General features: G+C 73.3%; 20 protein-coding genes. 16 read left to right on the top strand and 4 right to left on the bottom strand.

Annotation, left to right across the window (positions count from 1 at the left end; translation table 11 throughout):
* Positions 1–7 precede the first annotated feature (7 nt).
* Complete coding sequence (locus ACIPRD_RS26325; RefSeq protein WP_356399857.1) at positions 8–355, bottom strand: sterol-binding protein; 348 nt, start codon at positions 353–355, stop codon at positions 8–10.
* A gap of 42 nt (positions 356–397) precedes the next feature.
* Between ACIPRD_RS26325 and ACIPRD_RS26320 the strand changes: the two genes are divergently transcribed.
* From ACIPRD_RS26320 to ACIPRD_RS26300, 5 genes are all read left to right on the top strand, one after another.
* The gene (locus tag ACIPRD_RS26320; RefSeq protein WP_401566441.1) at positions 398–676 is read left to right on the top strand and encodes a hypothetical protein; all 279 of its coding nucleotides are present in this window, start codon (positions 398–400) and stop codon (positions 674–676) included.
* 57 nt (positions 677–733) lie between these two features.
* The gene (locus tag ACIPRD_RS26315) at positions 734–1549 is read left to right on the top strand and encodes a TlyA family RNA methyltransferase (protein WP_356399861.1); all 816 of its coding nucleotides are present in this window, start codon (positions 734–736) and stop codon (positions 1547–1549) included.
* On the top strand, positions 1546–2451 hold the full coding sequence (locus tag ACIPRD_RS26310) for an NAD kinase (RefSeq protein WP_356399863.1): 906 nt from the start codon (positions 1546–1548) through the stop codon (positions 2449–2451). The genes ACIPRD_RS26315 and ACIPRD_RS26310 overlap by 4 nt, the downstream gene beginning before the upstream one ends.
* Positions 2452–2618: 167 nt before the next feature.
* Complete coding sequence (gene recN / locus ACIPRD_RS26305) at positions 2619–4361, top strand: DNA repair protein RecN (RefSeq protein ID WP_356399865.1); 1743 nt, start codon at positions 2619–2621, stop codon at positions 4359–4361.
* Between the two features lie 613 nt (positions 4362–4974).
* Positions 4975–6108, top strand: a complete 1134-nt coding sequence (locus tag ACIPRD_RS26300; protein WP_401566436.1) for a glycosyltransferase family 4 protein — start codon at positions 4975–4977, stop codon at positions 6106–6108.
* 43 nt (positions 6109–6151) lie between these two features.
* Here ACIPRD_RS26300 and ACIPRD_RS26295 read toward each other — a convergent pair whose 3' ends face one another.
* The 3 genes from ACIPRD_RS26295 to ACIPRD_RS26285 form a co-directional block, all read right to left on the bottom strand.
* Entirely contained in the window at positions 6152–7801 is a 1650-nt protein-coding gene (locus ACIPRD_RS26295; RefSeq protein ID WP_401566433.1) for a PucR family transcriptional regulator, read from the bottom strand.
* 50 nt (positions 7802–7851) lie between these two features.
* On the bottom strand, positions 7852–9234 hold the full coding sequence (locus tag ACIPRD_RS26290) for an FAD-binding oxidoreductase (protein ID WP_401566431.1): 1383 nt from the start codon (positions 9232–9234) through the stop codon (positions 7852–7854).
* A 108-nt stretch (positions 9235–9342) separates the two neighbouring features.
* A complete protein-coding gene (locus tag ACIPRD_RS26285) occupies positions 9343–11145 on the bottom strand; it encodes a glycoside hydrolase family 15 protein (protein ID WP_356400535.1) in 1803 nt (600 codons plus the stop codon).
* A gap of 554 nt (positions 11146–11699) precedes the next feature.
* Between ACIPRD_RS26285 and ACIPRD_RS26280 the strand changes: the two genes are divergently transcribed.
* The 11 genes from ACIPRD_RS26280 to ACIPRD_RS26230 all read left to right on the top strand — a co-directional run bounded on the left by ACIPRD_RS26280 (position 11700) and on the right by ACIPRD_RS26230 (position 24834).
* Entirely contained in the window at positions 11700–13349 is a 1650-nt protein-coding gene (locus ACIPRD_RS26280) for a CTP synthase (RefSeq protein ID WP_356399872.1), read from the top strand.
* Positions 13350–13448: 99 nt separating this feature from the next.
* Complete coding sequence (locus ACIPRD_RS26275; RefSeq protein WP_356399874.1) at positions 13449–14075, top strand: NUDIX hydrolase; 627 nt, start codon at positions 13449–13451, stop codon at positions 14073–14075.
* A gap of 178 nt (positions 14076–14253) precedes the next feature.
* A complete protein-coding gene (locus tag ACIPRD_RS26270) occupies positions 14254–16320 on the top strand; it encodes a tetratricopeptide repeat protein (protein ID WP_401566427.1) in 2067 nt (688 codons plus the stop codon).
* 149 nt (positions 16321–16469) lie between these two features.
* On the top strand, positions 16470–17585 hold the full coding sequence (ald, locus tag ACIPRD_RS26265; RefSeq protein WP_356400537.1) for an alanine dehydrogenase: 1116 nt from the start codon (positions 16470–16472) through the stop codon (positions 17583–17585).
* 414 nt (positions 17586–17999) lie between these two features.
* Entirely contained in the window at positions 18000–19133 is a 1134-nt protein-coding gene (locus ACIPRD_RS26260; RefSeq protein ID WP_356399878.1) for a ParA family protein, read from the top strand.
* Entirely contained in the window at positions 19118–19678 is a 561-nt protein-coding gene (locus ACIPRD_RS26255; protein ID WP_356399880.1) for a hypothetical protein, read from the top strand. Before ACIPRD_RS26260 ends, ACIPRD_RS26255 begins: the two co-directional genes overlap by 16 nt.
* A gap of 253 nt (positions 19679–19931) precedes the next feature.
* Entirely contained in the window at positions 19932–21170 is a 1239-nt protein-coding gene (locus ACIPRD_RS26250) for a segregation and condensation protein A (protein ID WP_401566424.1), read from the top strand.
* The gene (gene scpB / locus ACIPRD_RS26245; RefSeq protein WP_356399884.1) at positions 21167–21817 is read left to right on the top strand and encodes an SMC-Scp complex subunit ScpB; all 651 of its coding nucleotides are present in this window, start codon (positions 21167–21169) and stop codon (positions 21815–21817) included. Before ACIPRD_RS26250 ends, scpB begins: the two co-directional genes overlap by 4 nt.
* Positions 21818–21829: 12 nt before the next feature.
* Positions 21830–22900, top strand: coding sequence for a pseudouridine synthase (locus ACIPRD_RS26240; protein WP_356399886.1), 1071 nt, complete (start codon positions 21830–21832; stop codon positions 22898–22900).
* Between the two features lie 195 nt (positions 22901–23095).
* Positions 23096–23815 (top strand): NUDIX hydrolase, encoded by a 720-nt coding sequence (locus ACIPRD_RS26235; RefSeq protein WP_401566478.1) that lies wholly within the window; start codon positions 23096–23098, stop codon positions 23813–23815.
* Positions 23812–24834, top strand: coding sequence for an ADP-ribosylglycohydrolase family protein (locus ACIPRD_RS26230; RefSeq protein WP_401566421.1), 1023 nt, complete (start codon positions 23812–23814; stop codon positions 24832–24834). The genes ACIPRD_RS26235 and ACIPRD_RS26230 overlap by 4 nt, the downstream gene beginning before the upstream one ends.
* The last annotated feature ends 4 nt before the right edge of the window (positions 24835–24838 follow it).

Raw genomic sequence — 24838 nt, 5'->3', positions numbered from 1 at the left:
GCCCGCGCTACAGCAGCTTTCTGAGCTGGAACAGGTCCAGCAGGCTCGCCTCCAGCCGCACCCGGCCGGAACCCCAGGCGGTCGCGAAGTTCAGCCGGCCGTCCACCAGCGACACCAGGTCGTCCCCCGCCATCGCGAGCCTTATCCGGGCCCGCTCGCGGGGCGCCCCCGGGTGGGTCTCGTCCACCTCGATCCGGCCTCCGGTCATCCGGCCGGCGAAGGTGATGTCGAGGTCGGTGATGTGACAGCTCACCGTCCGGTCCAGGGCGGCGGCCGCGCGGACGTCGCCCTCGGCCCCCCGCATGCTGTCCGAAAGCTTCTCCAGTGCGGCGCGGCACTGCTCGATCGTGGCCATCGCGGACGACGGTACCCCAGCGGTTCGCGGTAGCGTCTGGGCATGAGCGAGTCCGTGTCCGAGACAGAGAGCGTCACCGCGGCCGTACCCCCGGACGGTCCCGCCGTCCCGGCGCCGCTGGACGTGGCGCGCCCGCCCACCGGCGACGCGGGGATCGACGCCGCGCTGGAGCGGCTGGCCGACGCCGACCACCTCGCCACCGACGGACACCTCGAGGTGTACGAGGATGTACACCAGGGGCTGCGGGACGCGCTCACCGCGCTGGACTCCCGCCCGGGACCTCCGGTCCCGGCCCGGCATCCGGCCGGCGCCCCCGGGTGAGACCCCGCGGGCCGCACTTTTTCGAACGTCGTTACACAAGCAGGAGCTGAACCGAACGTGGCAGGAGTCGCACGCCGTCGTCTGGACGCCGAACTGGTCCGCCGGAAGCTCGCGCGCTCGCGCGAGCACGCCGGCCAGCTGATCGCCGCCGGGCGGGTCACCGTGGGCAGGACCGTGGCGACCAAGTCGGCCACGCAGGTGGAGACCGCGGCGGCGATCGTCGTCCAGACGGACGACGGCGACCCGGACTACGTCTCCCGGGGCGGCCACAAGCTCGCCGGCGCCCTGGAGGCCTTCGTGCCGCTGGGGCTCGCCGTCGAGGGCCGGCGCGCGCTCGACGCCGGCGCGTCCACCGGCGGCTTCACCGACGTCCTGCTGCGCGCGGGCGTCGCCCATGTCGTCGCCGTCGACGTCGGCTACGGCCAGCTCGCCTGGTCTCTCCAGAGCGATGAACGCGTCACCGTCAAGGACCGTACGAACGTACGAGAGTTGACGCTCGAGGCGATCGATGGGGAACCTGTGGATCTTGTCGTGGGCGATCTGTCCTTCATCCCGCTGGGGCTGGTGCTGCCCGCCCTGAAGCGGTGCGTGAAGCCGGACGCCGACCTGGTGATGATGGTCAAGCCGCAGTTCGAGGTGGGCAAGGAGAGGCTCGGCAGCGGGGGGGTCGTACGGAGTCCGCAGCTGCGGGCGGAGGCCGTGCGAGGAGTGGCCGAGAAGGCCTGGGAGCTGGGGCTCGGGGTGCGCGGGGTCACCGCGAGCCCGCTGCCCGGCCCGTCGGGCAATGTCGAGTACTTCCTGTGGCTGACGGCCGGTGCTCCGCGACTGGACCCGGCCGATGTCGAGAGAGCAGTGGCGGAGGGGCCGCGTTGACACAGAACCGAGCGCGAACTGTTTTCCTGCTCGCCCACACCGGGCGGCCGGCGGCGATCCGCAGTGCGGAACTCGTCGTGAAGGGCCTGCTGCAGCACGGCATCGGGGTGCGCGTGCTGGAGGAGGAGGCGTGCGACATCCCGCTGTCCGACGAGGTGGAACTCGTCAAGGAGGCGACACCGAAGTGCCTGGACGGCTGTGAGCTGCTGATCGTCCTCGGCGGCGACGGCACACTGCTGCGCGGCGCCGAGTTCGCGCGGGCCTCCGGGGTCCCGATGCTCGGCGTCAACCTCGGACGTGTCGGCTTCCTCGCCGAGGCCGAGCGGGACGACCTCGACCGGGTCGTCGACCGGGTGGTGGCCCGGTCGTACGAGGTCGAGGAGCGCATGACCATCGATGTCGTCGTGCACCGCAACGGCGACATCGTGCACACCGACTGGGCGCTCAACGAGGCGGCCGTGCAGAAGGCCGGCGCCGAGAAGATGCTCGAGGTCGTGCTGGAGATCGACGGCCGTCCGGTCACCGAGTTCGGCTGCGACGGGATCGTCCTGTCGACGCCCACCGGCTCCACGGCCTACGCGTTCTCCGCGGGCGGCCCCGTGGTGTGGCCGGAGGTGGAGGCGCTGCTGATGGTGCCGATCAGCGCGCACGCGCTGTTCGCGAAGCCGCTGGTCACCTCGCCGGACTCGGTGCTCGCGGTGGAGGTGCTGCCGCACATCCCGCCGGGTGTGCTGTGGTGCGACGGGCGGCGGACCATCGAGCTGCCGCCCGGGGCGCGGGTGGAGGTGCGGCGGGGGGCGGTGCCGGTGCGGCTGGCCCGGCTGCACCACGCCTCGTTCACGGACCGGCTCGTGGCGAAGTTCGCGCTGCCGACGACCGGCTGGCGGGGGGCGCCGCACTAGCCGGCGCCAGGGGGCTGGTTCCGGTTCGCCGGTGGGCGCGGGTCCGTCGTGGGTGCCCGCGCCCACGCGGCGGAGCCGCGCATCGGCACAGCCCCGCGCCCCTGAGGCAGCACCACTCGCCGGAGTGACATTGCTGCCCTATGTGCGCTCACCGCCTCCGACCTCGTATGGTCTGTTCCGTGTTGGAGGAGATGCGGATACGGTCACTCGGGGTCATCGACGACGCCGTCGTGGAGCTGTCACCGGGGTTCACCGCCGTCACCGGCGAGACGGGTGCCGGCAAGACCATGGTGGTCACCAGCCTGGGGCTGCTGCTCGGCGGTCGCGCCGACCCGGCGCTCGTGCGGATCGGGGCGGGGAAGGCGGTCGTCGAGGGGCGCATCGCCGTACCCCCGGACGCCTCCGCCGTCCTGCGGGCCGAGGAGGCCGGGGCGGAGCTGGACGACGGCGCCCTGCTGATCAGCCGCACCGTCTCCGCCGAGGGCCGCTCACGGGCGCACCTGGGCGGGCGCAGCGTGCCGGTGGGACTGCTGTCCGAGCTGGCCGACGACCTGGTGGCCGTGCACGGCCAGACCGACCAGCAGGGGCTGCTGAAGCTGTCCCGGCAGCGGCAGGCGCTCGACCGCTACGCCGGGGCCGCGGTCACCAAGCCGCTGACCGAGTACACCGAGGCCTACCGGCGGCTGCGGGCCGTCTCCACCGAGCTGGAAGAGATCGTCACCCGCGCGCGTGAGCGCGCCCAGGAAGCCGACATGCTGCGCTACGGCCTCGACGAGATCGCCGCGGTCGAACCGCGCGCCGGGGAGGACACCGAGCTGGCGGAGGAGGCGGAGCGGCTGGGGCACGCCGAGGCGCTGTCCTCCGCCGCGACCGCCGCGCACGGCGCGCTCGCGGGCAACCCCGAGGACCCCGAGGGGATCGACGCCTCGACGCTCGTCGCGGGTGCCCACCGGGCCCTGGAGGCCGTCCGCTCGCACGACCCCGGGCTGGCCGCGCTCGCCGACCGGATCGGCGAGGTCGGCATCCTGCTCGCCGACGTGGCCGGTGAGCTCGCCGGATACGCCGACGACCTGGACGCCGACCCGCGCCGGCTCGCCGCCGTCGAGGAGCGCAGGGCCGCGCTGACGGCCCTCACCCGCAAGTACGGCACCGACGTCGCCGCCGTCCTCGCCTGGGCCGAGCAGAGCGCCGCACGGCTGACCGAGCTGGACGGCGACGACGAGCGGATCGGTGAGCTCACCGCCGAACGGGACGAGCTGCGCACCGGGCTCGGCGCGCTGGCGCAGGCGCTGACCGACGCCCGGACCGAGGCCGCCGAACGGTTCGCCGCCGCCGTGACCGAGGAGCTCGCCTCGCTGGCGATGCCGCACGCGCGCGTGTCCTTCGACATCCGGCAGACCGAGGACCCCGAGGGCGTCGAGGTCGGCGGCCGGACCGTCGCCTACGGGCCGTCGGGCGCGGACGAGGTCGAGCTGCTGCTCGCGCCCCACCCCGGTGCCCCGCCGCGGCCCATCGCCAAGGGCGCGTCCGGCGGCGAGCTGTCCCGTGTGATGCTCGCCGTGGAGGTCGTCTTCGCGGGCACCGACCCCGTGCCGACCTACCTGTTCGACGAGGTCGACGCCGGTGTCGGCGGCAAGGCCGCCGTCGAGATCGGGCGGCGCCTGGCGAAGCTCGCCAGGACCGCGCAGGTCGTCGTCGTCACCCACCTGCCCCAGGTCGCCGCCTTCGCCGACCGGCAGCTGCTGGTCGAGAAGACCAACGACGGCACGGTCACCCGGTCCGGCGTGAAGGTGCTGGAGGGCGAGGAACGCGTCCGCGAACTGTCCCGGATGCTCGCCGGCCAGGAGGACTCCGAGACGGCCCGCGCCCACGCGGAGGAACTCCTGGCCACGGCCCGGAGCGAACACTAGGTACTCACCCCGGACCGCCCCGGATCCGCACCCCTACGGGGACGCTGGTCCGGGGCGGCCGGGACCCCTACGGGGACGCTGGTCCGGGGGCGGTCCGGGACGGGTGCGCGTGCGGGGCGGGTCCGGGACGGTCGCGTCCGCGCGCCGCCGGTTCCGCGTCCGCGCGAGGGGCGCGCGGCTTTCGGAACGCGCCCCCGGGGGAGCTCCCGCGGGGACACCGGGCGCGCGGTGCCGCGTACGCACGCCGTCGCGGCCGCGGGCGCCGCCAGAGCGGCCGGTTCCTCCGCGCGGGGGAACCCGACAGCACGCGCGCACGGTCGCCGCGCGTCGCTGACCTCGCGGTACGAAGGCCGGGAGCCGTTCGGCCGCCCAGGGTGTTCTTTCACCCGTGTGGGTGACGTGCTCCGGCGCATTGCCCCCGCCTGCCGCACCGTGCGCCTCCCCGCGTTTCCCGGAACGGCCGTACGTGCTGGCATGCTTGGCGGGGAACGCGGTCCGCGGGGAAGGCACGCGCGGTACGTGCCTCCCGCCTCCTTCCGCCCGCTACCTTCTGTACGTTCCCTCGTGACCGATCCCCGGCCCGTGCCGGAAACCGAATCAGGAGCCCGGCCCCGTGAGCCCCGTGAGCAGCAACGCACCGCACGGCCTGTCGCCGCTGCGCACCGTGCAGGTGCTGGGCGGGGGCAACGCCGGCAGCAGTGCGCACGTGCGCTCCCTGGCGGACGGGCTCGTCGCCCGGGGCGTGCGCGTCACCGTGTGCGCTCCCGCCGAGGCGGACCACGCCTACGACTTCACCGGGGCCGGTGCCGAGCATGTGCCCGTGCCCCGCAGCAGCGACCCGGCCTCCGTGGCCGCGCTCCGGGCGGCCTGCGCCCAGGCCGACCTCGTCCACGCGCACGGACTGCACGCGTCCTTCCGCGCCGTGCTCGCCCTCGGCGGCCGCACCACCCCGCTGGTGGTCACCTGGCACAACCGCGCCCACGCCGAGGGCGCGCGGGCCCATCTGCTGCGGCTGCTGGAGCGGCGCGTGGCGCGGACGGCCGCCGTGGTGCTCGGCACCACCTCCGAGCTGGTGGACCGGGCCCGCCGCACCGGCGCGCGGGACGCCCGGCTCGGCGCCGTGGCGCTGCCGGGCCGGCGCCGGCCGCCCGGCGGCGACCCCGACCGGCCGCGCCCCAAGACGCGCGCCGAACTCGGCGCCATCGACAGGCCCTTGCTGATGGCCGTCGGCTCCCTCGACCGGCACCGCGGCTACGACGTCCTGCTGGACGCGGCCCGCGTGTGGCGGGACCTGGACCCGATGCCGCTGGTCGTCGTCGCGGGGGAGGGCCCGCTGCGGCCGGAGCTGCAACGGCGGATCGAGGACGAGGACCTGCCGGTCCGGCTCCTCGGCACCCGCGACGACGTGCCCGAACTCCTCGCCGCCGCCGATGTGGCCCTGCTGGCCAGCAGGTGGGAGTCACGCTCCGTCCTGGCCCAGGAGGCCCTGCACGCGGGCGTGCCGCTCGTCGCCACCGCCGTCGGGGGCGTCCCCGACCTGGTCGGCGACGCCGCCGAACTCGTCCCCTACGGCGACGCGCGGGCCCTCGCCGACACCGTCGTACGGCTGCTCGCCGACCCCGGGCGGTGCGCGCTGCTCCGCGAGCGCGGACTGCGGCAGGCCGCCGGCTGGCCGACCGAGGACGAGACGGTCGCCCAGGTCCTCAGCGTCTACGACGAACTGACCCAGCCCAGGCCCCTGGTGTAGGTCCTGTCTTCCGGATCCTGTCTCCCGGATCCTGCCGGTGTGTTCAGGGCACGTGGCGGCGTGCGCGCAGGGCGAGGCTCAGCGCCAGGACCGTCTGCGGGTCGTCGAGGTCGGTGCCCAGCAACTCGCCGATGCGGGCGAGCCGGTTGTAGAGGGTCTGGCGGTTGAGGTGCAGTTCGCGGGCGGTCTCGGCCTTGCGGCCCGCGTGCGCGAGATAGGTCTCCAGGGTGGGCAGCAACGGCGGCCTGGCACGCCGGTCGTGGTCGCGCAGCGGGCCGATCGCCCGGTCCACGAAGGCCGCCAGATCCGGATGGTCGCGCAGCCGCCACAGCAGCAGGTCGGTGTCCATGCGGCGCGCGTCGTACCAGGGCCGGTCGGGCAGCCCCTGCGCCGCGGCCGCCGTCTCCGCCGCGTGCCGCAGCCCCGCCGACGCGGCCGCCCAGCCGCCCGCGACGCCCACCACCACGACCGGCGGCCGGGACCCGGGCCGCAGCATCCCCGCCCGCTCCGCGCCCGCCCGCAGCGCCGCCGCCACCTTGTCGGCGACCGCCGCCCGCTCCGGCTCCGCGCGCAGCCCGAGCAGCACCGGCACCCGGCCCTCGACCGGCCGTACCCCCAGCAGGACCGGCAACCCCACCGCGGCCAGCTCCTCCGCGACCGCGCGCGCCAGCAGCGCCCAGCCCCCGCCCGGCGAGAGGACGTCCCCGACCCGCATGACCACCGGCAGCAACGGGCCGTCGCCGGGCCGGAAACCGAGGACGCGGGCCTGCGCCGGGGCCGCCTCGGCGGTGATCCGGCCCTCGGCCAGGTCGGTCAGGAAATCCCCCCGGCCGCGCGCCGCGAGCTCCTCCTCCTGGCGGGCCTGCATCAGCACCACGGCCAGGATCCCCGCCGCCCGCTCGGCCGCGATCCGGTGAACCGGGGCGAGCGGGGTCCGCACGGGCAGCAGCACCAGCCGGGCCCGCACCGCGCCCGGTCCCGCGCCGGTTCCGCCGCCGGGCACGTCCACCAGCACCGAACCGGCCGGCGGCGGCACGTCCTTGTGCGGCCCCCGCAGCCCCTCCCACACCTGGAGCGGATCCGCGCCCTCGGGGCCCGTCCCGGCGGCGTACAGCAGCCGGCCGTCCGCGGTCTCCAGGAACACCGGGTTGCCGCCGAAGTCGGCGAGGATGCCCAGCACCTGCGGCACCCCGCCCCCGCCCAGCAGCGCCTCGGTGCACCGCCGGTGCACCTCCTCCGCCCGCTGGAGCAGCGCGTAGTGCCCGTTGACGATCTCGGTGTGGATCTCCTCGGTGACGGCCACGAACGGCACCTCGCGGTGCAGCTGCACCAGCGGCAGCCCGGCGGCGCGCGCGGTGTCCACCAGGGCCGCGGGCAGCCGGGTGAAACGCGGACCGAGCTCCACCACCAGGGCCGCGATGCCGCGTTCGGCGAGGGTGCGCACGAACGCCCGCTGATCGGCCGGCCGTGTGCCCAGGCCGTAGCCCGTGGTCAGCAGCAGCTCGCCGCCCTTGAGCAGCGACGCGATGTTCGGCACCTCGCCCGCGTGCACCCAGCGCACGGTGCGCCCCAGCCGGTCGGCGCCCGCCAGGATCTCCGGCAGCCCGCTGCGCAGCCCCGGCAGCTCCAGGGCCCGCCGGACGGTGATCCCGGCGTCCGAAGTGACGGCTGAGTTCTCCGTACCGCTGTCCATGCACCGGACGCTACCTGCGAGAACGTCCGGGCGACAGCTCCGGGCGCCCGCTACAGCGGCCTGATGTTGTGGTTGAAGCGGAACACGTTGTCCGGGTCGTACGCCCGCTTCACCTTCTCCAGCCGCAGCATGTTCCCGGCGCCCAGCCCCGCGCTCACCCGCTCGGAGCCCTCGTCGCCGATGAAGTTCAGGTACACGTCCCCGGTGCGCCACGGACGCGCGTCGGCACGGACGTCCCGCACCCAGGCGACCGCCCGCTCGTCGTCGGCCGGGTCCTCCCAGACGCCGAAGGGATGCACGACCCAGGGCGCGTCCCGGTAGGGCAGCGGGTAGTCGTGTGGACCGGCCGCGACCGCCCCGCCCTGCGGGAACAGCACGTGCTGGGTGCCGGTCGGCACCGGCATGCTCTCCGCGCGGGCGCAGTACCGGTCCACCCAGGCGTCGGGCAGCCCCGTCAGATACTCCGCCGACCAGTAGTTCCGCATCCCGGGCGGATCGTCGATCATGCACTGCAGATCCGCGTACGGCAGCGTGGCGACCACCTCGCCCGCGTGCGGCAGCGCCAGCAGCGGTCCGGCCAGCCGCCGCAGCCCCTCCTCGCCGCCCGCGTACGTCACCAGCACCCCGCACACGAGCCGCCCGACCAGGTCCTCGGGGACGAACTCCTCGGGCGGCCCGGTGATGTACAGCGCCGCTCCGCCGATCTCGTCGGGGCCGGAGCCGATCAGCTCCCGGAAGGCGCGGACCGCTTCGGGTCCGGACTCCGGCGGGTAGATCAGCAGGGCGACGGAGAACTCCGGCAGCTCGTGCACCGCCAGGGTGAGCGCGGTGGCGACCCCGAAGTTGCCGCCGCCGCCGTGCAGGGCCCAGAACAGCTCGGGATTCTCGTCGGCGCTCGCCCGCACCCGGCGCGCGTCGGCGGTCACCAGTTCCGCACCGAGGAGGTTGTCGGCGGCCAGGCCGAAGAGGCGGTCGAGCCAGCCGGTGCCGCCGCCGAGGACGAACCCGCCGACGCCGGTGGTCGAGACGCGGCCGCCGGTGGTGGCGAGGCCGTACGGCTGGGTGGCCCGGTCCAGGTCGCTCATCGTCGCGCCGCCCTCGACCCGGACCGCCTCGGCCGCCGGGTCGACCGTCACCCCGCGCATCCGGCGCAGGTCCACCACGACCGCGCCGTCGCCCAGCGCGGTACCGGCCACGCCGTGCCCGCCGCCGCGCACCGCGACCGGCAGGTCCAGGTCCCGCGCGAAGCGCACCGCGCGGACCACGTCGGCGGTGTCCGCGCACCGGGCGATCACCGCCGGGTGCCGGTCGATCATCGCGTTGAAGACGGTGCGGGCCTCGTCGTAGCCCCGGTCGCCCGGGGCGAACACCTCGCCGGCCAGGTCCTCGCGCAGCGCGGCCAGAGCCGCGTGCGCCTTCGAGCGGACGGCCATGACAGCCCCCTTCCGTACGAAAACGGGGCATACGTCCGCGTCAAGCCTAGGGGAGACACGCCCTGGGGCGTGCCTCCCACCGGAGGGACCGGAGGCAGGGGCGGGGGATCAGCCCCCGTAGGCGCCCGAGGCCGTCAGCCGCAGCGCGGTGTCGATCAGCGGGACGTGGCTGAAGGCCTGCGGGAAGTTGCCGACCTGGCGCTGCAGCCGCGGGTCCCACTCCTCGGCGAGCAGCCCGAGGTCGTTGCGCAGCGCGAGGAGCTTCTCGAACAGCTGGCGGGCCTCGTCCACCCGGCCGATCATCGCGAGGTCGTCCGCCATCCAGAACGAACACGCGAGGAAGGCGCCCTCGTCACCGGGCAGCCCGTCGACGCCCGCGTGCTCACCGTCGGTGGGGTAGCGCAGGATGAACCCGTCCGGCGTGGACAGCTCGCGCTGGATCGCCTCGATGGTGCCGATCACCCGCTTGTCGTCCGGCGGCAGGAAGCCCATCTGCGGGATCAGCAGCAGCGAGGCGTCCAGCTCCTTGGAGCCGTAGTACTGCGTGAAGGTGTTGCGCTCCTTGTCGTAGCCCTTCTCGCACACCTCGCGGTGGATCTCGTCGCGCAGTTCCTTCCAGCGCTCCAGCGGGCCGTCCACCGCGCCGGACTCGATCAGCTTGATGGTGCGGTCCACGGCCACCCAGGCCATCACCTTGGAGTGCACGAACTGCCGGCGCGGGCCGCGCACCTCCCAGATGCCCTCGTCCGGCTCCTGCCAGTGGTCCTCCAGGTAGCGGATCAGCTTCAGCTGGAGCAGGGAGGCGTAGTCGTTGCGGGCGAGGCCCGTCATGTGCGCCAGGTGCAGGGCCTCGGTGACCTCGCCGTACACGTCCAGCTGGAGCTGGTGGGCGGCGCCGTTGCCGACCCGCACCGGGCGGGAGTTCTCGTACCCGGGCAGCCAGTCCAGCTCCGCCTCGCCCAGCTCGCGCTCACCGGCGATGCCGTACATGATCTGCAGGTTCTCCGGGTCGCCCGCGACCGCGCGCAGCAGCCACTCGCGCCAGGCGCGGGCCTCCTCGCGGTAGCCGGTGCGCAGCAGCGAGGACAGGGTGATCGCCGCGTCCCGCAGCCAGGTGTAGCGGTAGTCCCAGTTGCGGACACCGCCGATGTCCTCGGGCAGAGAGGTGGTCGGCGCGGCGACGATGCCGCCGGTGGGCGCGTACGTCAGCGCCTTCAGCGTGATCAGCGAGCGGATCACCGCCTCGCGGTACGGCCCGTGGTAGGTGCACTGCTCCACCCACTCGCGCCAGAACTCCTCCGTCGCCTCCAGCGCCGCCTCCGGCTCCGGCAGCGGCGGCGGCTCCTTGTGCGAGGGCTGCCACGAGATGGTGAACGCCACCCGTTCACCCGGTCCGACGGTGAAGTCGGAGTACGTCGTGAGGTCCTTGCCGTACGTCTCGGCGTCCGTGTCGAACCACACGGAGTCGGGCCCGGCGACCGCCACGGTCCGGTTGTCGTGCTTGTGCACCCACGGCACCACACGGCCGTAGGAGAACCGCATCCGCAGCTCCGAGCGCATCGGCACCCGGCCGGTGACGCCCTCCACGATCCGGATCAGCTGCGGGGCGCCGTCACGCGGCGGCATGAAGTCCGTCACGCGCACCGTGCCGCGCGGGGTGTCCCACTCCGACTCCAGGATCAGCGAGTCGCCGCGGTAGGTGCGCCGGGTCGCCGGGGGCGGCGGCGAGTCGGCCGCGTGCGCCGGGCCGAGCCGCCAGAAGCCGTGCTCCTCGGTGCCCAGCAGGCCGGCGAAGATGGCATGCGAGTCGAAGCGGGGCAGGCACAACCAGTCGGCTGTGCCGTCCCGGCAGACCAGTGCGGCGGTCTGCATGTCTCCGATGAGTGCGTAGTCTTCGATGCGCCCGGCCACGTGCAACTCCAGTCGAACGGCCACGTCATCCCCGCGCAGGGGCTGTCGCTTGGTGCGGTCAAGGGGTGTTGTTGTGCGTCGTTGAGCGGTGAAGCAAAGCAGCCGCCGAGCCCTGAGGCAACACGACAGTCCTTGCTCAACGAACTGCCGCGCCTCCGTGGTTCCGGGTGATGGGCGGGGGTGTGCCGTCGTCCGGCGGGCCCGGCAGCGAGTGTCCGAGCAGGATACGACGCACGTAGATGATCTGCGCGCCGCTCCGGGCAACCCGTGTGAGCCGAACGAGTGAGCATCGGGTGAAGGTCCCCGGCCGTGCCACGGGTTCCGCCCGGTGCCGCCGCCGGAGCCCGCGCCGCCGCCCGCGGCCGTGCCGAGGTGTGTACGGAGCGTGGCCGGAAGCCATCCCCTCCGGGCGCTGATACCCTGGTAGCCCGTGGACGGTGGGCCGGAAAAACCCCCGGACCGCAGCGACGGCGCCCCGCGAGGAATCACAAGATCCTCCGGGCCGGCAGCCGCACCGCATCACAGACAGCGACCACGGGAGCCCCCTCTTGGCCATGACGCCCAAATCCACGACGACCAAGCACATCTTCGTCACCGGGGGTGTCGCCTCCTCTCTCGGCAAGGGCCTCACCGCCTCCAGCCTGGGCATGCTGCTCAAGGCTCGCGGCCTGCGCGTCGTGATGCAGAAGCTCGACCCGTACCTGAACGTCGACCCGGGCACGATGAACCCCTTCCAGCACGGTGAGGTGTTCGTCACCAACGACGGCGCCGAGACCGACCTGGACATCGGCCACTACGAGCGCTTCCTCGACCGCGACCTCGACGGCTCCGCCAACGTCACCACCGGTCAGGTCTACTCCACGGTGATCGCCAAGGAGCGGCGCGGCGAGTACCTGGGCGACACCGTCCAGGTCATCCCGCACATCACCAACGAGATCAAGCACCGCATCCGCCGCATGGCCACCGACGAGGTGGACGTCGTCATCACCGAGGTCGGCGGCACCGTCGGCGACATCGAGTCGCTGCCGTTCCTGGAGACCGTCCGCCAGGTCCGCCACGAGGTCGGCCGCGACAACGTCTTCGTCGTGCACATCTCGCTGCTGCCCTACATCGGCCCCTCCGGCGAGCTGAAGACCAAGCCGACCCAGCACTCCGTCGCCGCGCTGCGCAACATCGGCATCCAGCCCGACGCGATCGTGCTGCGCTGCGACCGCGAGGTCCCCACCGCCATCAAGCGCAAGATCTCGCTGATGTGCGACGTCGACGAGGCCGCCGTCGTGGCCTGCCCCGACGCCCGCTCGATCTACGACATCCCGAAGGTCGTGCACGCCGAGGGCCTGGACGCCTACGTCGTCCGCAAGCTCGACCTGCCCTTCCGCGACGTCGACTGGACGACGTGGGAGGACCTGCTGGACCGCGTCCACAACCCCGACCACGAGATCACCCTCGCCCTGGTCGGCAAGTACATCGACCTGCCCGACGCCTACCTGTCGGTGACCGAGGCGCTGCGCGCCGGCGGCTTCGCCAACAAGGCCCGCGTCAAGATCAAGTGGGTCACCTCGGACGACTGCAAGACCCCGGCCGGTGCCGCCGCCGCCCTCGGCGACGTCGACGGCATCTGCATCCCGGGCGGCTTCGGCGACCGCGGTGTCTCCGGCAAGGTCGGCGCCATCGAGTACGCCCGCGAGAACAGGATCCCGCTGCTGGGCCTCTGCCTCGGCCTGCAGTGCGTCGTGATCGAGGCCGCGCGCAACCTGGCCGGCATCCCGGACGCCAACTCCACCGAGTTCGACCCGGGCACCGCCCACCCGGTCATCTCCACCATGGCCGAGCAGCTCGACATCGTCTCCGGCGAGGGCGACCTGGGCGGCACCATGCGCCTGGGCATGTACCCGGCGAAGCTGGCCGACGGCTCCATCGTGCGCGAGGTGTACGACGGCAAGGAGTACGTCGAGGAGCGCCACCGCCACCGCTACGAGGTGAACAACGCCTACCGCGCGGAGCTGGAGAAGAAGGCCGGCATCCTCTTCTCGGGCACCTCGCCCGACGGCAAGCTCGTCGAGTACGTCGAGTACCCGCGTGAGGTCCACCCCTACCTGGTCGCCACGCAGGCCCACCCCGAGCTGCGCTCGCGTCCGACCCGCCCGCACCCGCTGTTCGCCGGCCTGGTGAAGGCCGCCGTCGAGCGGAAGACGTCGAAGTAACACACCGGTTGTACGGTGGCCGGGGTGCGGACCTTCCCAGGTGCGCACCCCGGCTTTTCGTCGAGCCGGACTTTTCGCAAGCGCGTGGGAGGACAGGGCATGACCATCAAGGACACCCCCGAGGAGTGGGAGATCCGGGCGACGGAGACCCCCTTCACGGGCAACAAGACCTCCGTGCGCACGGACGACGTGGTCATGCCCGACGGCTCGGTCGCCCGCCGCGACTACCAGGTGCACCCCGGCTCGGTGGCCGTCCTCGCCCTCGACGAGCAGGACCGGGTGCTGCTCATCAACCAGTACCGCCACCCCGTACGGCACAAGCTCTGGGAGATCCCGGCCGGCCTGCTCGACGTGCCCGGCGAGAACCCGCTGCACGCCGCCCAGCGCGAGCTGTATGAGGAGGCCCACGTCAAGGCCGAGGACTGGCGGGTGCTGACCGACGTCTACACCACCCCCGGCGGCTGCGACGAGGCCGTCCGCATCTTCCTCGCCCGTGATCTGTCCGAGGCCGAGGGCGAGCGCTTCGTGACGGAGCACGAGGAGACCGACATGGCGTACGCGCGCGTGCCGGTGGACGAACTGGCGCGCCTGGTGCTCGCCGGCGACGTGCACAACAACTGCCTCGTCGTGGGCGTGCTCTCGCTGCTCGCGGCCCGCGCCGGGGACGGCGTCGACGCCCTGCGCCCGGCCGACGCGCCCTGGCCCGCGCGCCCCTTCGCCTCCTGACCGCTCCCTCGCGTGTCCCGCGCCCCCACCGGCGCATTGGTGTGACCATCGCCTGATCCGATCGAGGGATGTACCCGCCCCGCTCCGCCGGGAACGTCGCAGAGAGTGAACTAGGCTCTGATCGCCCGCACCGGAGACCCGGCGGGCTTGCGCGTGCGGTGGGACGGGAGTGTGGCCCGTGACGGATCAGGCGGTGGACACAGGCGGCGTTCGGCTGTCGGGAGCCCCGGCGGCGGAGGGCCGGTTCCTCGGCCGGACACGCGAGCTGAAGGAACTGCGCGCCGACATCGAACGCACAGGACTGGACACCCTCGCCGGCCGCAAGGCGCCCCGCGCCCGCGTGCTCCTCATCGCGGGCCGCCCCGGCTCCGGCCGCACCGCGCTCGCCGAGGAACTCGTGCGGCAGGTGGCGGAGCGTTACCCCGACGGAGTCCTGCGGGCCCGGCTCAGCGAGCCCGGCGGCACCCCCGTACCGGTCGAGCGCACCGCCCGCGACCTGCTCACCGCGCTCGACGTGCCGGCCCCCGCCGGGGCGGCCGAGGACGAGCTGACCGAGATGCTGCGCGAGGCCCTCGCGGGGAGCCGGCGACTGCTCCTGCTGGACGACGCGGCGAGCGCCGACCAAGTCGACGCGCTGCTGCCGGACGCCCCCGACTGCCTGGTGGTCGCCGTCTCCGGCGGCCCGCTCACCGGCATCGCCGACGTCCGCCCCTGCACCCTCGGCGGCCTGGACACCAAGTCCGCCGTCGCCCTGCTCACCCGCTACACCGGCTCGGTGCGCATCACCGTCGACCCGCGCGCCGCCGAGACCCTGGCCGAGGCCTGCCAGGGCCAGCCGGCCGCGCTCACGCTGGCCGGCGGCTGGCTCGCCTCCCGGCCCCAGGCGGCCGTCTCCGACCTCGCCAAACGGCTGCACAAGGACGCCGAGGACGGCGCCGACGGCACCCCGCTCGCCCGGGTCTTCCGGCTCGTGCACGACCAGCTGCCCGGCCAGGCCGCCCGGATACTGCGACTGCTCTCCCAGGCCCCGCCCGCGCCGGTCGACCCGCACACCGCCTCCGCCCTGGCCGGCTGCTCGGTGGACGCCGCGCGCGGCGCGCTGGACGAGCTGGTGTCCGTCGGCCTGCTGCGGCCCGTCGCCTCCCCGCTGCCCGAGTACGACGTGCCCGGCTGCCTGCACCCCCTGCTGCACGCCCTGGCCGAGAGCCAGGAGCGGCCGGGCGAGCTCCAGCTGGCCCGCGCCCGCCTGCTCGAACGCGATGTGCGGCTGCTCCAGTCCTGCCGGGCGATCACCGAGACCGACAGCCCGCAGGCCCGGGAGAAGCTGCAGGCGCTGCCCCCGGCCCTGCGCTTCCCGAGCCCCCGGGCCGCCGCCGAGTGGCTCGACGTCCGGCGCCCCGCCCTGCTGGCCGCCGTCCGGCTCGCCGTCGCCGACGGGGAGCTGGACACCCTCGCCCGCCGGCTGATGTCCCAGCTGGTCAGGGCCCTGGTCGCGCACGTCGGCACCCAGGCCGCCGCACCCGACCTGTACGGCGTCCACCGGCTCGTCCTCGACGTCGCCGAGCGGCGCGGGCTGCCCCGGGAGCGGGCCGCGGCCCTGCTGAACCTCGGCGACCTCGACGCCCAGACCGGCCGCACCCGGGACGCGCTGGTCCGCTACCGGGCCGCCCTGGACGCCGGACGCGAGGCGGGCGACCCGTACGCGACCGGCCGCGCGATGGAATCCGTAGGCGGCGCCTACCAGGAGCTGGGGGACCACGACCGGGCCGCCGACTGGTTCGGCCGCGCCCTCGCCGACCGGCTGGCCCGCGACGACCGCGCGCAGGCCGCCCGGCTGTACGGCCGGATCGGCACCGCCCACACCTACGCGGGCCGCTACGGCGAGGCGCTGCGCAACTGGCGGGCCGCCGTCGCCGGATACCGCAAGGACGGCGATGTGCCCGCCCACGCGCGCGCGTTGAGCGAGCTGGCCCGGGTCCAGGAGTACGCGGGCCGCCCGGCGGAGTCCCTGGGCACCTGCCGGGAGGCGATCGAGTGGGCGCGGCGGGCCGAGGACACCCGGCTCCAGGCCGCGCTCCAGCTCCGGCTCGCCGACACCCTGGACCGTCTCGGCGACCCGGTCGCGGCCCGCCTGCACCGTGTCGCGGCGGAGCGCATGCTGGTGGAAGAGGCCCCGGAGGACGAGGTCTGCGGCAGGGACGGCGACGATGCCTGCGAAATCCGCAGCACATCTGGTGAAGATTGATGCAATGAAAGGCTAGACACTCGGAACGCCTTCATTAAACTGGCTCTGCCGCACGTTCTCCTGCGGTGTCTCCCGGTGTGCGCCGGCATGCATGGTTATGTGCAGGTGACGCACCCGTCATACCCCCTGAGTCAAGGACCGTGATCGACGTGAAGGTCGGCATCCCCCGCGAGGTCAAGAACAACGAGTTCCGGGTGGCCATCACCCCCGCCGGCGTGCACGAGCTGGTGCGCAACGGCCACCAGGTCGTCATCGAGCGGGGCGCCGGCCTCGGTTCCTCGATCACGGACGAGGAGTACACGGCCGCCGGTGCCGCCATCCTCGACAGCGCCGACGAGGTGTGGGCCACCGCCGACCTGCTGCTGAAGGTCAAGGAGCCCATCGCGGAGGAGTACCACCGCCTCCGCAAGGACCAGATCCTCTTCACCTACCTGCACCTGGCCGCGTCCAAGGAGTGCACGGACGCCCTGGTGGACTCCGGCACCACGGCCATCGCCTACGAGACGGTCGAGCTGGCCAACCGCGCGCTGCCGCTGCTGGCCCCGATGTCCGAGGTCGCGGGCCGGCTGGCCCCGCAGGTCGGCGCCTACCACCTGATGGCCCCGGCCGGCGGCCGCGGCGTGCTGCCGGGCGGCGTCCCGGGCGTGACCCCGGCCAAGGCCGTCGTCATCGGCGGCGGCGTGTCCGGCTGGAACGCCACGCAGATCGCCATCGGCATGGGCTTCGAGGTGACGCTGCTGGACCGCGACATCAACAAGCTGCGCGAGGCCGACCGGATCTTCGGCACGAAGGTCAAGGCCATCATGTCCAACTCCTTCGAGCTGGAGAAGGCCGTCCTCGACGCCGACCTCGTCATCGGCGCGGTCCTCATCCCGGGCGCCAAGGCTCCGAAGCTGGTCACCAACGAGCTGGTGTCCCGCATGAAGCCCGGAAGTGTCCTTGTCGACATCGCGATCGACCAGGGCGGCTGCTTCGAGGACTCCCGTCCCACCACGCACGCCGAGCCCACCTTCCGGGTGCACAACTCGGTCTTCTACTGCGTCGCCAACATGCCGGGCGCGGTGCCGAACACCTCCACCAACGCCCTCACCAACGCCACGCTGCCGTACGTCGTGTCGCTGGCCAACAACGGCTGGGTCGAGGCGCTGCGCCGCGACGCCGCTCTCGCCAAGGGCCTCAACGTCCATGAGGGCAAGGTCGTTTACAAGGAGGTCGCCGAGGCGCTCGGCATGGAGCACGTGGACCTGGAGACCGTGCTCGGCTGACGCCCGCGACCTGGTGAGTCACTAAGTCGCCATCAGGCGAATGGTGATTCGTCAACCCTGGTCGTCAACACCGCGCACCCGGCCGGACCTTGCCCGACAAGGTCCGGCCGGATGTGTGTATGGTCACTTTGCGACACTGGACCAACTCGCCTCGAACGTAACCCTTCGCCCGATTCGCACACCGGTGAAACCTGCGGTGCGACGGCTGTACGCCCTTGACAGAGGGATGTTTCATTGCCGACACATCCTGCCGGGTCCGGCGGATTGTGTTGCTGCGGACCGCCGACACGCCATAGAGTCGCCAACCGTCGGCATGGTGCCACGCTGACCTTGTCTAGAAGTTTCCTGGTCACCAAGGAGGTAAGACGACTTGTGAATGAGTCGACATTTTCTCCCGGGGGTGGTCAACCAGGAATGCCGGCACAGGGCCAGGGGTCCACGGGATTCGAGGCTGTCGGCTCCGTCGCAGTGCGCACCTTCGCAGCCCACCAGAGTCCGGCGCCGCAGACGGCCCGGACAGCACACCAGAGCATGGATGGCCATCACGTGAACGCCATGGCCGGCGACGGAAGTGGCGCGCCCCACAACCACTTCGCCGACTACGACGAACTGCCCGAGGGGCACTTCTACGACCCCGACGCCGAGTACGAGCCCGATCCGGAGTACGCGGCCACGCTCGCGCCCGACGCGGCACGCCAGCGTCGCGAGCGCGTCGGCCCGACCGGGCGCCCGCTGCCGTACTTCCCGATCCCGGGCCCGCTGACCGACCACGGCCCCGCGAAGATCATCGCGATGTGCAACCAGAAGGGCGGCGTCGGCAAGACCACGTCGACCATCAACCTGGGTGCCGCGCTCGCGGAGTACGGCCGGCGCGTGCTGCTCGTGGACTTCGACCCGCAGGGCGCGCTGTCGGTGGGTCTCGGTGTCAACCCGATGGAGCTGGACCTCACCGTCTACAACCTGCTCATGGAGCGGGGCATGTCGGCGGACGAGGTCCTGCTGAAGACGGCGGTCCCCAACATGGACCTGCTGCCCAGCAACATCGACCTGTCGGCCGCCGAGGTCCAGCTGGTCTCCGAGGTCGCGCGCGAGTCGACGCTCCAGCGGGCGCTCAAGCCCCTGATGGACGACTACGACTACATCGTGATCGACTGTCAGCCCTCGCTCGGCCTGCTCACCGTCAACGCGCTGACGGCCGCGCACAAGGTGATCGTGCCGCTGGAGTGCGAGTTCTTCGCCCTGCGCGGTGTGGCCCTGCTGACCGAGACGATCGAGAAGGTCCAGGAGCGGCTCAACCCCGAGCTCGAACTGGACGGCATCCTCGCCACGATGTACGACTCGCGCACCGTGCACAGCCGTGAGGTGCTCGCGCGTGTCGTCGAGGCCTTCGACGATCACGTCTACCACACGGTCATCGGGCGCACGGTCCGCTTCCCGGAGACCACGGTCGCCGGTGAGCCGATCACCACGTACGCCTCCAACTCCGTCGGTGCCGCCGCCTACCGCCAGCTCGCCAGGGAGGTGCTCGCCCGGTGTCACGCCGAGTGAGTCTGCCCGGGGCCGACGAGCTGTTCCGCACGACCGGGGGGATGGGGCTCCAGTCGTCCTCTCCCCGCCGCGCGGTGGGCGGAGAGGCCCGGGTGCCGGCTCCCGCGGGGGAGAGCGATCCCTCGGCCGCGGCAGCCGCCGAGGACGCGCCGCAGTCGGTGCCCGCCCAGGGCGGCGACGGCGAGGGCGCGGAACACGCGGCGGCGGTCGGATCCGACGGCGCCGAGGGCGGGGAGTCCCGCACCCGGCCGGCCCGGCGGCAGGCGCAGGAAGGTTCCGCGGACGCGGACGCGCAGCCGCGCAAGCGGGGACGCCAGGCCAACCGGCGCCCCAGCGGGCGCGAACGCCATGACGAGAAGATCACCGTGTACGTCTCGGCCGAGGAACTCATGGACCTCGAGCACGCGCGGCTGGTCCTGCGCGGCGAGCACGGCCTCGCCGTCGACCGCGGCCGCATCGTCCGCGAGGCGGTCGCCGTGGTCCTCGCCGACCTGGAGTCGCGCGGCGAGGCGAGCATCCTGGTACGGCGGCTGCGGGGGCGTTAGGGCCTGTCTTTTCGGATCTTGCCGGGGTCGCGGGGTCCTGCACGCGTTCCCCCGAGCTCTGCGAGCAGGGGTGCCCCCAGCGGCGTCGTCGTCGGTCGCCGACGCGCCGCGTCGGCGCCCTCCTCCGCCTCGCAGCCGCACGCACCGGACCCCGCTCGGGCCTGCTGTGAGGCGCCGCAGAGCCGCCCCGGCCCGATCCGGAAGAAAGGCCCTAGGGGGCTCACCGGGCGCCAGACGGTAGCCTGCGACGGCCATGACCTCGAACGACGCTCCCGCCTCGGACCCCGCCCCCGGACGCAGACGCGCCCTGGGCCGGGGCCCGGGAGCCGCCCGCCCCGAACCGGCCGGGCCCCCGCCGCCTGCCGCGGCTGCCGCCCCCTCCGCACCTCCCGCACCCTCCGCGCGCCCGGTGCCAGCCGCCCCCTCCGCACCCCCGGTGCCTGCCGCCCCCTCCGCACCTGCCGGGCCGCCCGCGCCTGCCGCGCGCCCCGTGCCGGAGGGGACCGTCCCGGCGGCAGCCGCTGAGCCCCCCGAGGCTCCGGCGCCCGGGCCAGCCGCCGTCCGGCCCGAGGCGTCCGCATCCGCCGCGTCCTCACGCGCCGCGTCCGCACCCGACGCGTCCGAACGGGCCGCGTCCCCGCCCGCCGACGGGGTCTTCAAGGTGCGGCTGGCGAACTTCGAGGGGCCGTTCGACCTGCTGCTCCAGCTCATCTCCAAGCACCGGATGGACGTCACCGAGGTGGCGCTGTCCCAGGTCACCGACGAGTTCATGACGTACCTCCGGGCCATGGGGCCGGACGGCGACCTCGACCGGACCACCGAGTTCCTCGTGGTCGCCGCGACCCTGCTCGACCTGAAGGCGGCCCGGCTGCTGCCCGTCGCCGAGGTGGAGGACGAGGCCGACCTGGCGCTGCTGGAGGCCCGGGACCTGCTGTTCGCGCGGCTGCTCCAGTACCGGGCGTACAAGCGGATCGCCGACATCTTCAACGAGCGCCTGGACGAGGAGGCCCTGCGCCGCCCCCGTACCGTCGGCCTCGAACCGCACCACGCCGAGCTGCTTCCCGAGGTGGTCATCAGCATCGGACCCGAGGGCCTCGCGCGGCTCGCGGTCAAGGCGATGCAGCCCCGGGCCGAGCCGCAGGTGTACGTGGACCACATCCACGCCCCGCTGGTGAGCGTGCGGGAACAGGCGGGCATCGTCGCCGTGCGCCTGAGGGAGCTCGGCGAGGTCAGCTTCCGCGCGCTGGTGGAGGACACCGACGACACCCTCACCGTCGTCGCCCGCTTCCTCGCGCTGCTGGAGCTGTACCGCGAGAAGGCCGTGGCCCTGGACCAGGAGGCCGCGCTCGGCGAGCTGCTGGTGCGCTGGACCGGCGGGGACGCGGACCCGGCACCGCTGGTCACCGACGAGTTCGACCGGCCGCCCGGGACCCCCGAGGAGCGCGAGAACGCCGAGGAAGCCGAGGAAGCGGCGGAGAGGACGAGGGCATGAGCGAGGAGACCGCAGAACTTCCGGCAGGACCCCGTACCGTCGCCGGGCTCGACCTCAAGCCCGCCCTGGAGGCGGTCCTCATGGTCGTGGACGAGCCCGCGACCGAGGAGCATCTGGCCCGGATCCTCGAACGGCCCCGGCGGCAGGTCGCCGACGCGCTGCGGGAGCTGGCCGACGACTACACCGTGCAGGGCCGCGGCTTCGACCTGCGGTTCGTCGCGGGCGGCTGGCGCTTCTACAGCCGTGCCGCGTACGCGCCCGCCGTCGAGCGGCTGGTCCTGGACGGCCAGACAGCCCGTCTCACCCAGGCGGCCCTGGAGACCCTGGCCGTCGTCGCGTACCGCCAGCCGGTCAGCCGCAGCAGGGTCTCCGCGGTGCGCGGAGTGAACTGTGACGGGGTGATGCGGACCCTTCTTCAGCGGGGTCTGGTCGAGGAGGCGGGCGCGGAACCCGAAACAGGTGCGATCCTGTACAGGACGACGAACTATTTCCTGGAGCGGATGGGCCTGCGCGGTCTGGACGAACTCCCGGAGCTCGCGCCCTTCCTCCCGGAGGCGGAGGCGATCGAGGCCGAGACCCAGGAAGGCGTACCGTCGTTCGACCCGGACGCGCCCGACGCGCCCGGCGGCCAGGATGCGGACGACTAAGACGGAACTTTGATGCGAAGCAGCGGCAGCGGCAAGAGCGGCGGCGGGCGCGGGAACTACCGCGGCGCCGGCAACAACAGGGATGAGCGGCAGGGGCAGGGCCGTCCCAGCAAGCCCCGCCCCGAGGAGCGCCGCTACGACGTGGGCCCCGGCGCCACCAAGGACGGCCCCAAGTCCGGGCGTGGCGGCGCGGCGCGCGGCGGCGCCAAGGGCGGCCCCCGGCAGCCCCAGGGCGCCGGACGCGGCCGTACGGAGCCCTCGCGCTCGCGTGAGTACGAGACGCGGGCCGAGGAGCGCAACCGGGAGCGGTACGCCGGCAAGAAGGACGTCAAGCTCCCCAAGACCTTCCCGGGCGCCGAGCAGGAGGGCGAGCGTCTGCAGAAGGTCCTCGCGCGCGCGGGCTACGGCTCCCGGCGTGCCTGCGAGGAGCTGATCGAGCAGGCCCGGGTCGAGATCAACGGCGAGATCGTGCTGGAGCAGGGCCGCCGCGTCGACCCGGAGAAGGACGAGGTCAAGGTCGACGGTCTGACCGTCGCCACGCAGTCGTACCAGTTCTTCTCGCTCAACAAGCCCGCCGGTGTCGTCTCGACGATGGAGGACCCCGAGGGCCGGCAGTGCCTCGGCGACTACGTCACCAACCGTGAGACCCGCCTGTTCCACGTGGGCCGGCTCGACACGGAGACCGAGGGCGTCATCCTGCTCACCAACCACGGTGAGCTGGCGCACCGCCTCACGCACCCGAAGTACGGCGTGAAGAAGACCTATCTCGCGGCGATCGTCGGCCCGATCCCGCGCGACCTGGGCAAGCGCCTGAAGGACGGCATCCAGCTGGAGGACGGCTACGCCCGCGCGGACCACTTCCGCGTCGTCGAGCAGACCGGCAAGAACTACCTGGTCGAGGTGACCCTCCACGAGGGCCGCAAGCACATCGTCCGCCGCATGCTGGCCGAGGCCGGCTTCCCGGTCGAGAAGCTCGTGCGCACCTCCTTCGGGCCGATCACCCTCGGCGACCAGAAGTCGGGCTGGCTGCGCCGCCTGTCCAACACCGAGGTCGGGATGCTCATGAAGGAGGTCGACCTCTAGGTCGGCCTGCCTCCAGGAGCGCCTCAGCGGCTCCGTGGCGGCCGGTACCGGGTTTCCCGGTACCGGCCGCCGCTGTTTGCGCGGAAGACGCGGAGGGAGGCGCTGAGGGCTTGCGAACCGGAGCCGCCACTCTTTATAGTCAGGATGACTACTAGTCATGTTGACCATAAAGGGGAGACCGTCGTGGAGGCCGGAGTGACGGGCTACGACAAGTACGCCTACGAACCGTTCGCCGTCACCGTCGACCTCGCCGTGCTCACCCTGCGCGAGGGCGCCCTGCACGTCCTGCTCGTCGAGCGCGGGCAGGAGCCGTACGCCGGACGGTGGGCCCTGCCCGGCGGCTTCCTGCTGCCCGAGGAGTCCGCCGAGACGGCCGCCCGGCGCGAACTCGCCGAGGAGACCGGCCTGGACGACGTCACCGGGCTGCACCTGGAACAGCTGCGCACCTACAGCGAGCCCGGCCGCGACCCCCGGATGCGGGTCGTGTCCGTCGCCTTCACCGCTCTGCTGCCCGAGCCCTTCGAACCCCGCGGCGGCGGTGACGCGGCGCAGGCCCGCTGGGTCCCGTACGACACCGTCCGGGGGCTCGCCTTCGACCACGACCGGATCCTCGCCGACGCCCACGACCGGATCGGCGCCCAGCTGGAGAACACCCGCCTCGCCACCGCCTTCTGCCCGACCGAGTTCACCCTCGGCGAGCTCCAGCGGGTCTACGAGACGGTGTGGGGGACAGCCCTGGACCGGCCCAACTTCCGCCGCAAGGTGCTGGCCACGCCCGGCTTCGTGGAACCCGTGCCCGGCGCCGCCCGGCTGACCGGCGGCCGCGGCAAACCCGCCGCCCTCTACCGCGCCGGCACCGCCACCGCCCTGCACCCGCCCCTGCTCCGGCCGTCCCGGGAAGGACACTCCGCATGACCACCAGCCAGACGGGCAAGCGCGCCGCCACCGGATCCCTCGTCGGCCTCGCCCTCGGGGACGCGCTGGGCTTTCCCACCGAGTTCGACGACATGCCCTCGATCCTCGCCAAGTGCGGGCCCTGGCGGGAGATGGAGCTGCCGAAGCGCGCCTTCGTCTCCGACGACACACAGATGACCCTCGCTCTCGGGCGCGGACTCAGGACCGCTCTGGGGCACGGGGACCTGGCTCCCCGGCGGCTGGAGCCGCCGGTGCGCGAGGAGTTCGTGGACTGGTACCGGTCGCCCGACAACAACCGCGCCCCCGGCCGTACCTGCCTGACCGCCTGCGCGCTGCTCAAGGAGGAGGGCCGTGCCTGGCAGGACGCAAGCCAGACCGGCTCCAAGGGCTGCGGCGCCAACATGCGCGTCGCGCCGATCGGCCTCGCCCCGGGGCTGAGCGACGCCCAGCGCGCCGGTGCCGCCCAGCTCCAGTCCGCGCTGACCCACGGCCACCCCACCGCGCTCGCCGCCTCCGACCTCACCGCCCACGCGGTCCACCTGCTCGCCCGGGGCGCCGACCCGGCCGGACTCGTCGGGCGGCTGCGCTCCTACGCCTGCGACAACCGCACCCGCTACGACCACGTCTGGCTCGGCGACCTGTGGACCCGCTCCCAGGACCCCAGCCCCGAGCACTTCATCGCGCGCGGTTGGGACGAGTGCCTGGAGATCCTCGGACGCCTCCAGGAGGCCGTCGGCCGGGTCTCCCCGGAGACCGACCCGTGCCTGGCCACCGGCGCGGGCTGGATCGCCGAAGAGGCCCTCGCCACCGGGCTGCTGTGCTTCCTGCTCTTCCCCGACGAGCCCGTGACCGCCCTGCGCCGGGCCGCCTGCTCCTCCGGCGACTCCGACTCCATCGCCTGCCTCACCGGCGCCTTCGCTGGCGCCTGGCTCGGCGCGGACGCGTGGCCGGACGCGTGGGCCGGCCGGATCGAGTACCGAGGCGATCTTTTGGAACTGGGGACGCTCTGGGACGCTTAGGCAC

The sequence above is a fragment of the Streptomyces sp. NPDC090108 genome (assembly GCF_044747185.1).
In the GTDB taxonomy this organism is placed as follows: domain Bacteria; phylum Actinomycetota; class Actinomycetes; order Streptomycetales; family Streptomycetaceae; genus Streptomyces.
Note: the sequence above shows the minus strand (reverse complement) of the source record. Positions and strands in the feature narration are given on the sequence as shown.

Bases quoted from the DNA above. Each gene is read 5' to 3' on its own strand.
- ACIPRD_RS26240 (WP_356399886.1), top strand. From the start codon at position 21,830: ATGCGAAGCAGCGGCAGCGGCAAGAGCGGCGGCGGGCGCGGGAACTAC.
- recN (WP_356399865.1), top strand. From the start codon at position 2,619: ATGGTCTGTTCCGTGTTGGAGGAGATGCGGATACGGTCACTCGGGGTC.
- scpB (WP_356399884.1), top strand. From the start codon at position 21,167: ATGAGCGAGGAGACCGCAGAACTTCCGGCAGGACCCCGTACCGTCGCC.
- ACIPRD_RS26290 (WP_401566431.1), bottom strand. From the start codon at position 9,234: ATGGCCGTCCGCTCGAAGGCGCACGCGGCTCTGGCCGCGCTGCGCGAG.
- ACIPRD_RS26275 (WP_356399874.1), top strand. From the start codon at position 13,449: ATGACCATCAAGGACACCCCCGAGGAGTGGGAGATCCGGGCGACGGAG.
- ACIPRD_RS26320 (WP_401566441.1), top strand. From the start codon at position 398: ATGAGCGAGTCCGTGTCCGAGACAGAGAGCGTCACCGCGGCCGTACCC.
- ACIPRD_RS26325 (WP_356399857.1), bottom strand. From the start codon at position 355: ATGGCCACGATCGAGCAGTGCCGCGCCGCACTGGAGAAGCTTTCGGAC.
- ACIPRD_RS26280 (WP_356399872.1), top strand. From the start codon at position 11,700: ATGACGCCCAAATCCACGACGACCAAGCACATCTTCGTCACCGGGGGT.
- ACIPRD_RS26260 (WP_356399878.1), top strand. From the start codon at position 18,000: ATGCCGGCACAGGGCCAGGGGTCCACGGGATTCGAGGCTGTCGGCTCC.
- ACIPRD_RS26230 (WP_401566421.1), top strand. From the start codon at position 23,812: ATGACCACCAGCCAGACGGGCAAGCGCGCCGCCACCGGATCCCTCGTC.
- ACIPRD_RS26250 (WP_401566424.1), top strand. From the start codon at position 19,932: ATGACCTCGAACGACGCTCCCGCCTCGGACCCCGCCCCCGGACGCAGA.
- ACIPRD_RS26295 (WP_401566433.1), bottom strand. From the start codon at position 7,801: ATGGACAGCGGTACGGAGAACTCAGCCGTCACTTCGGACGCCGGGATC.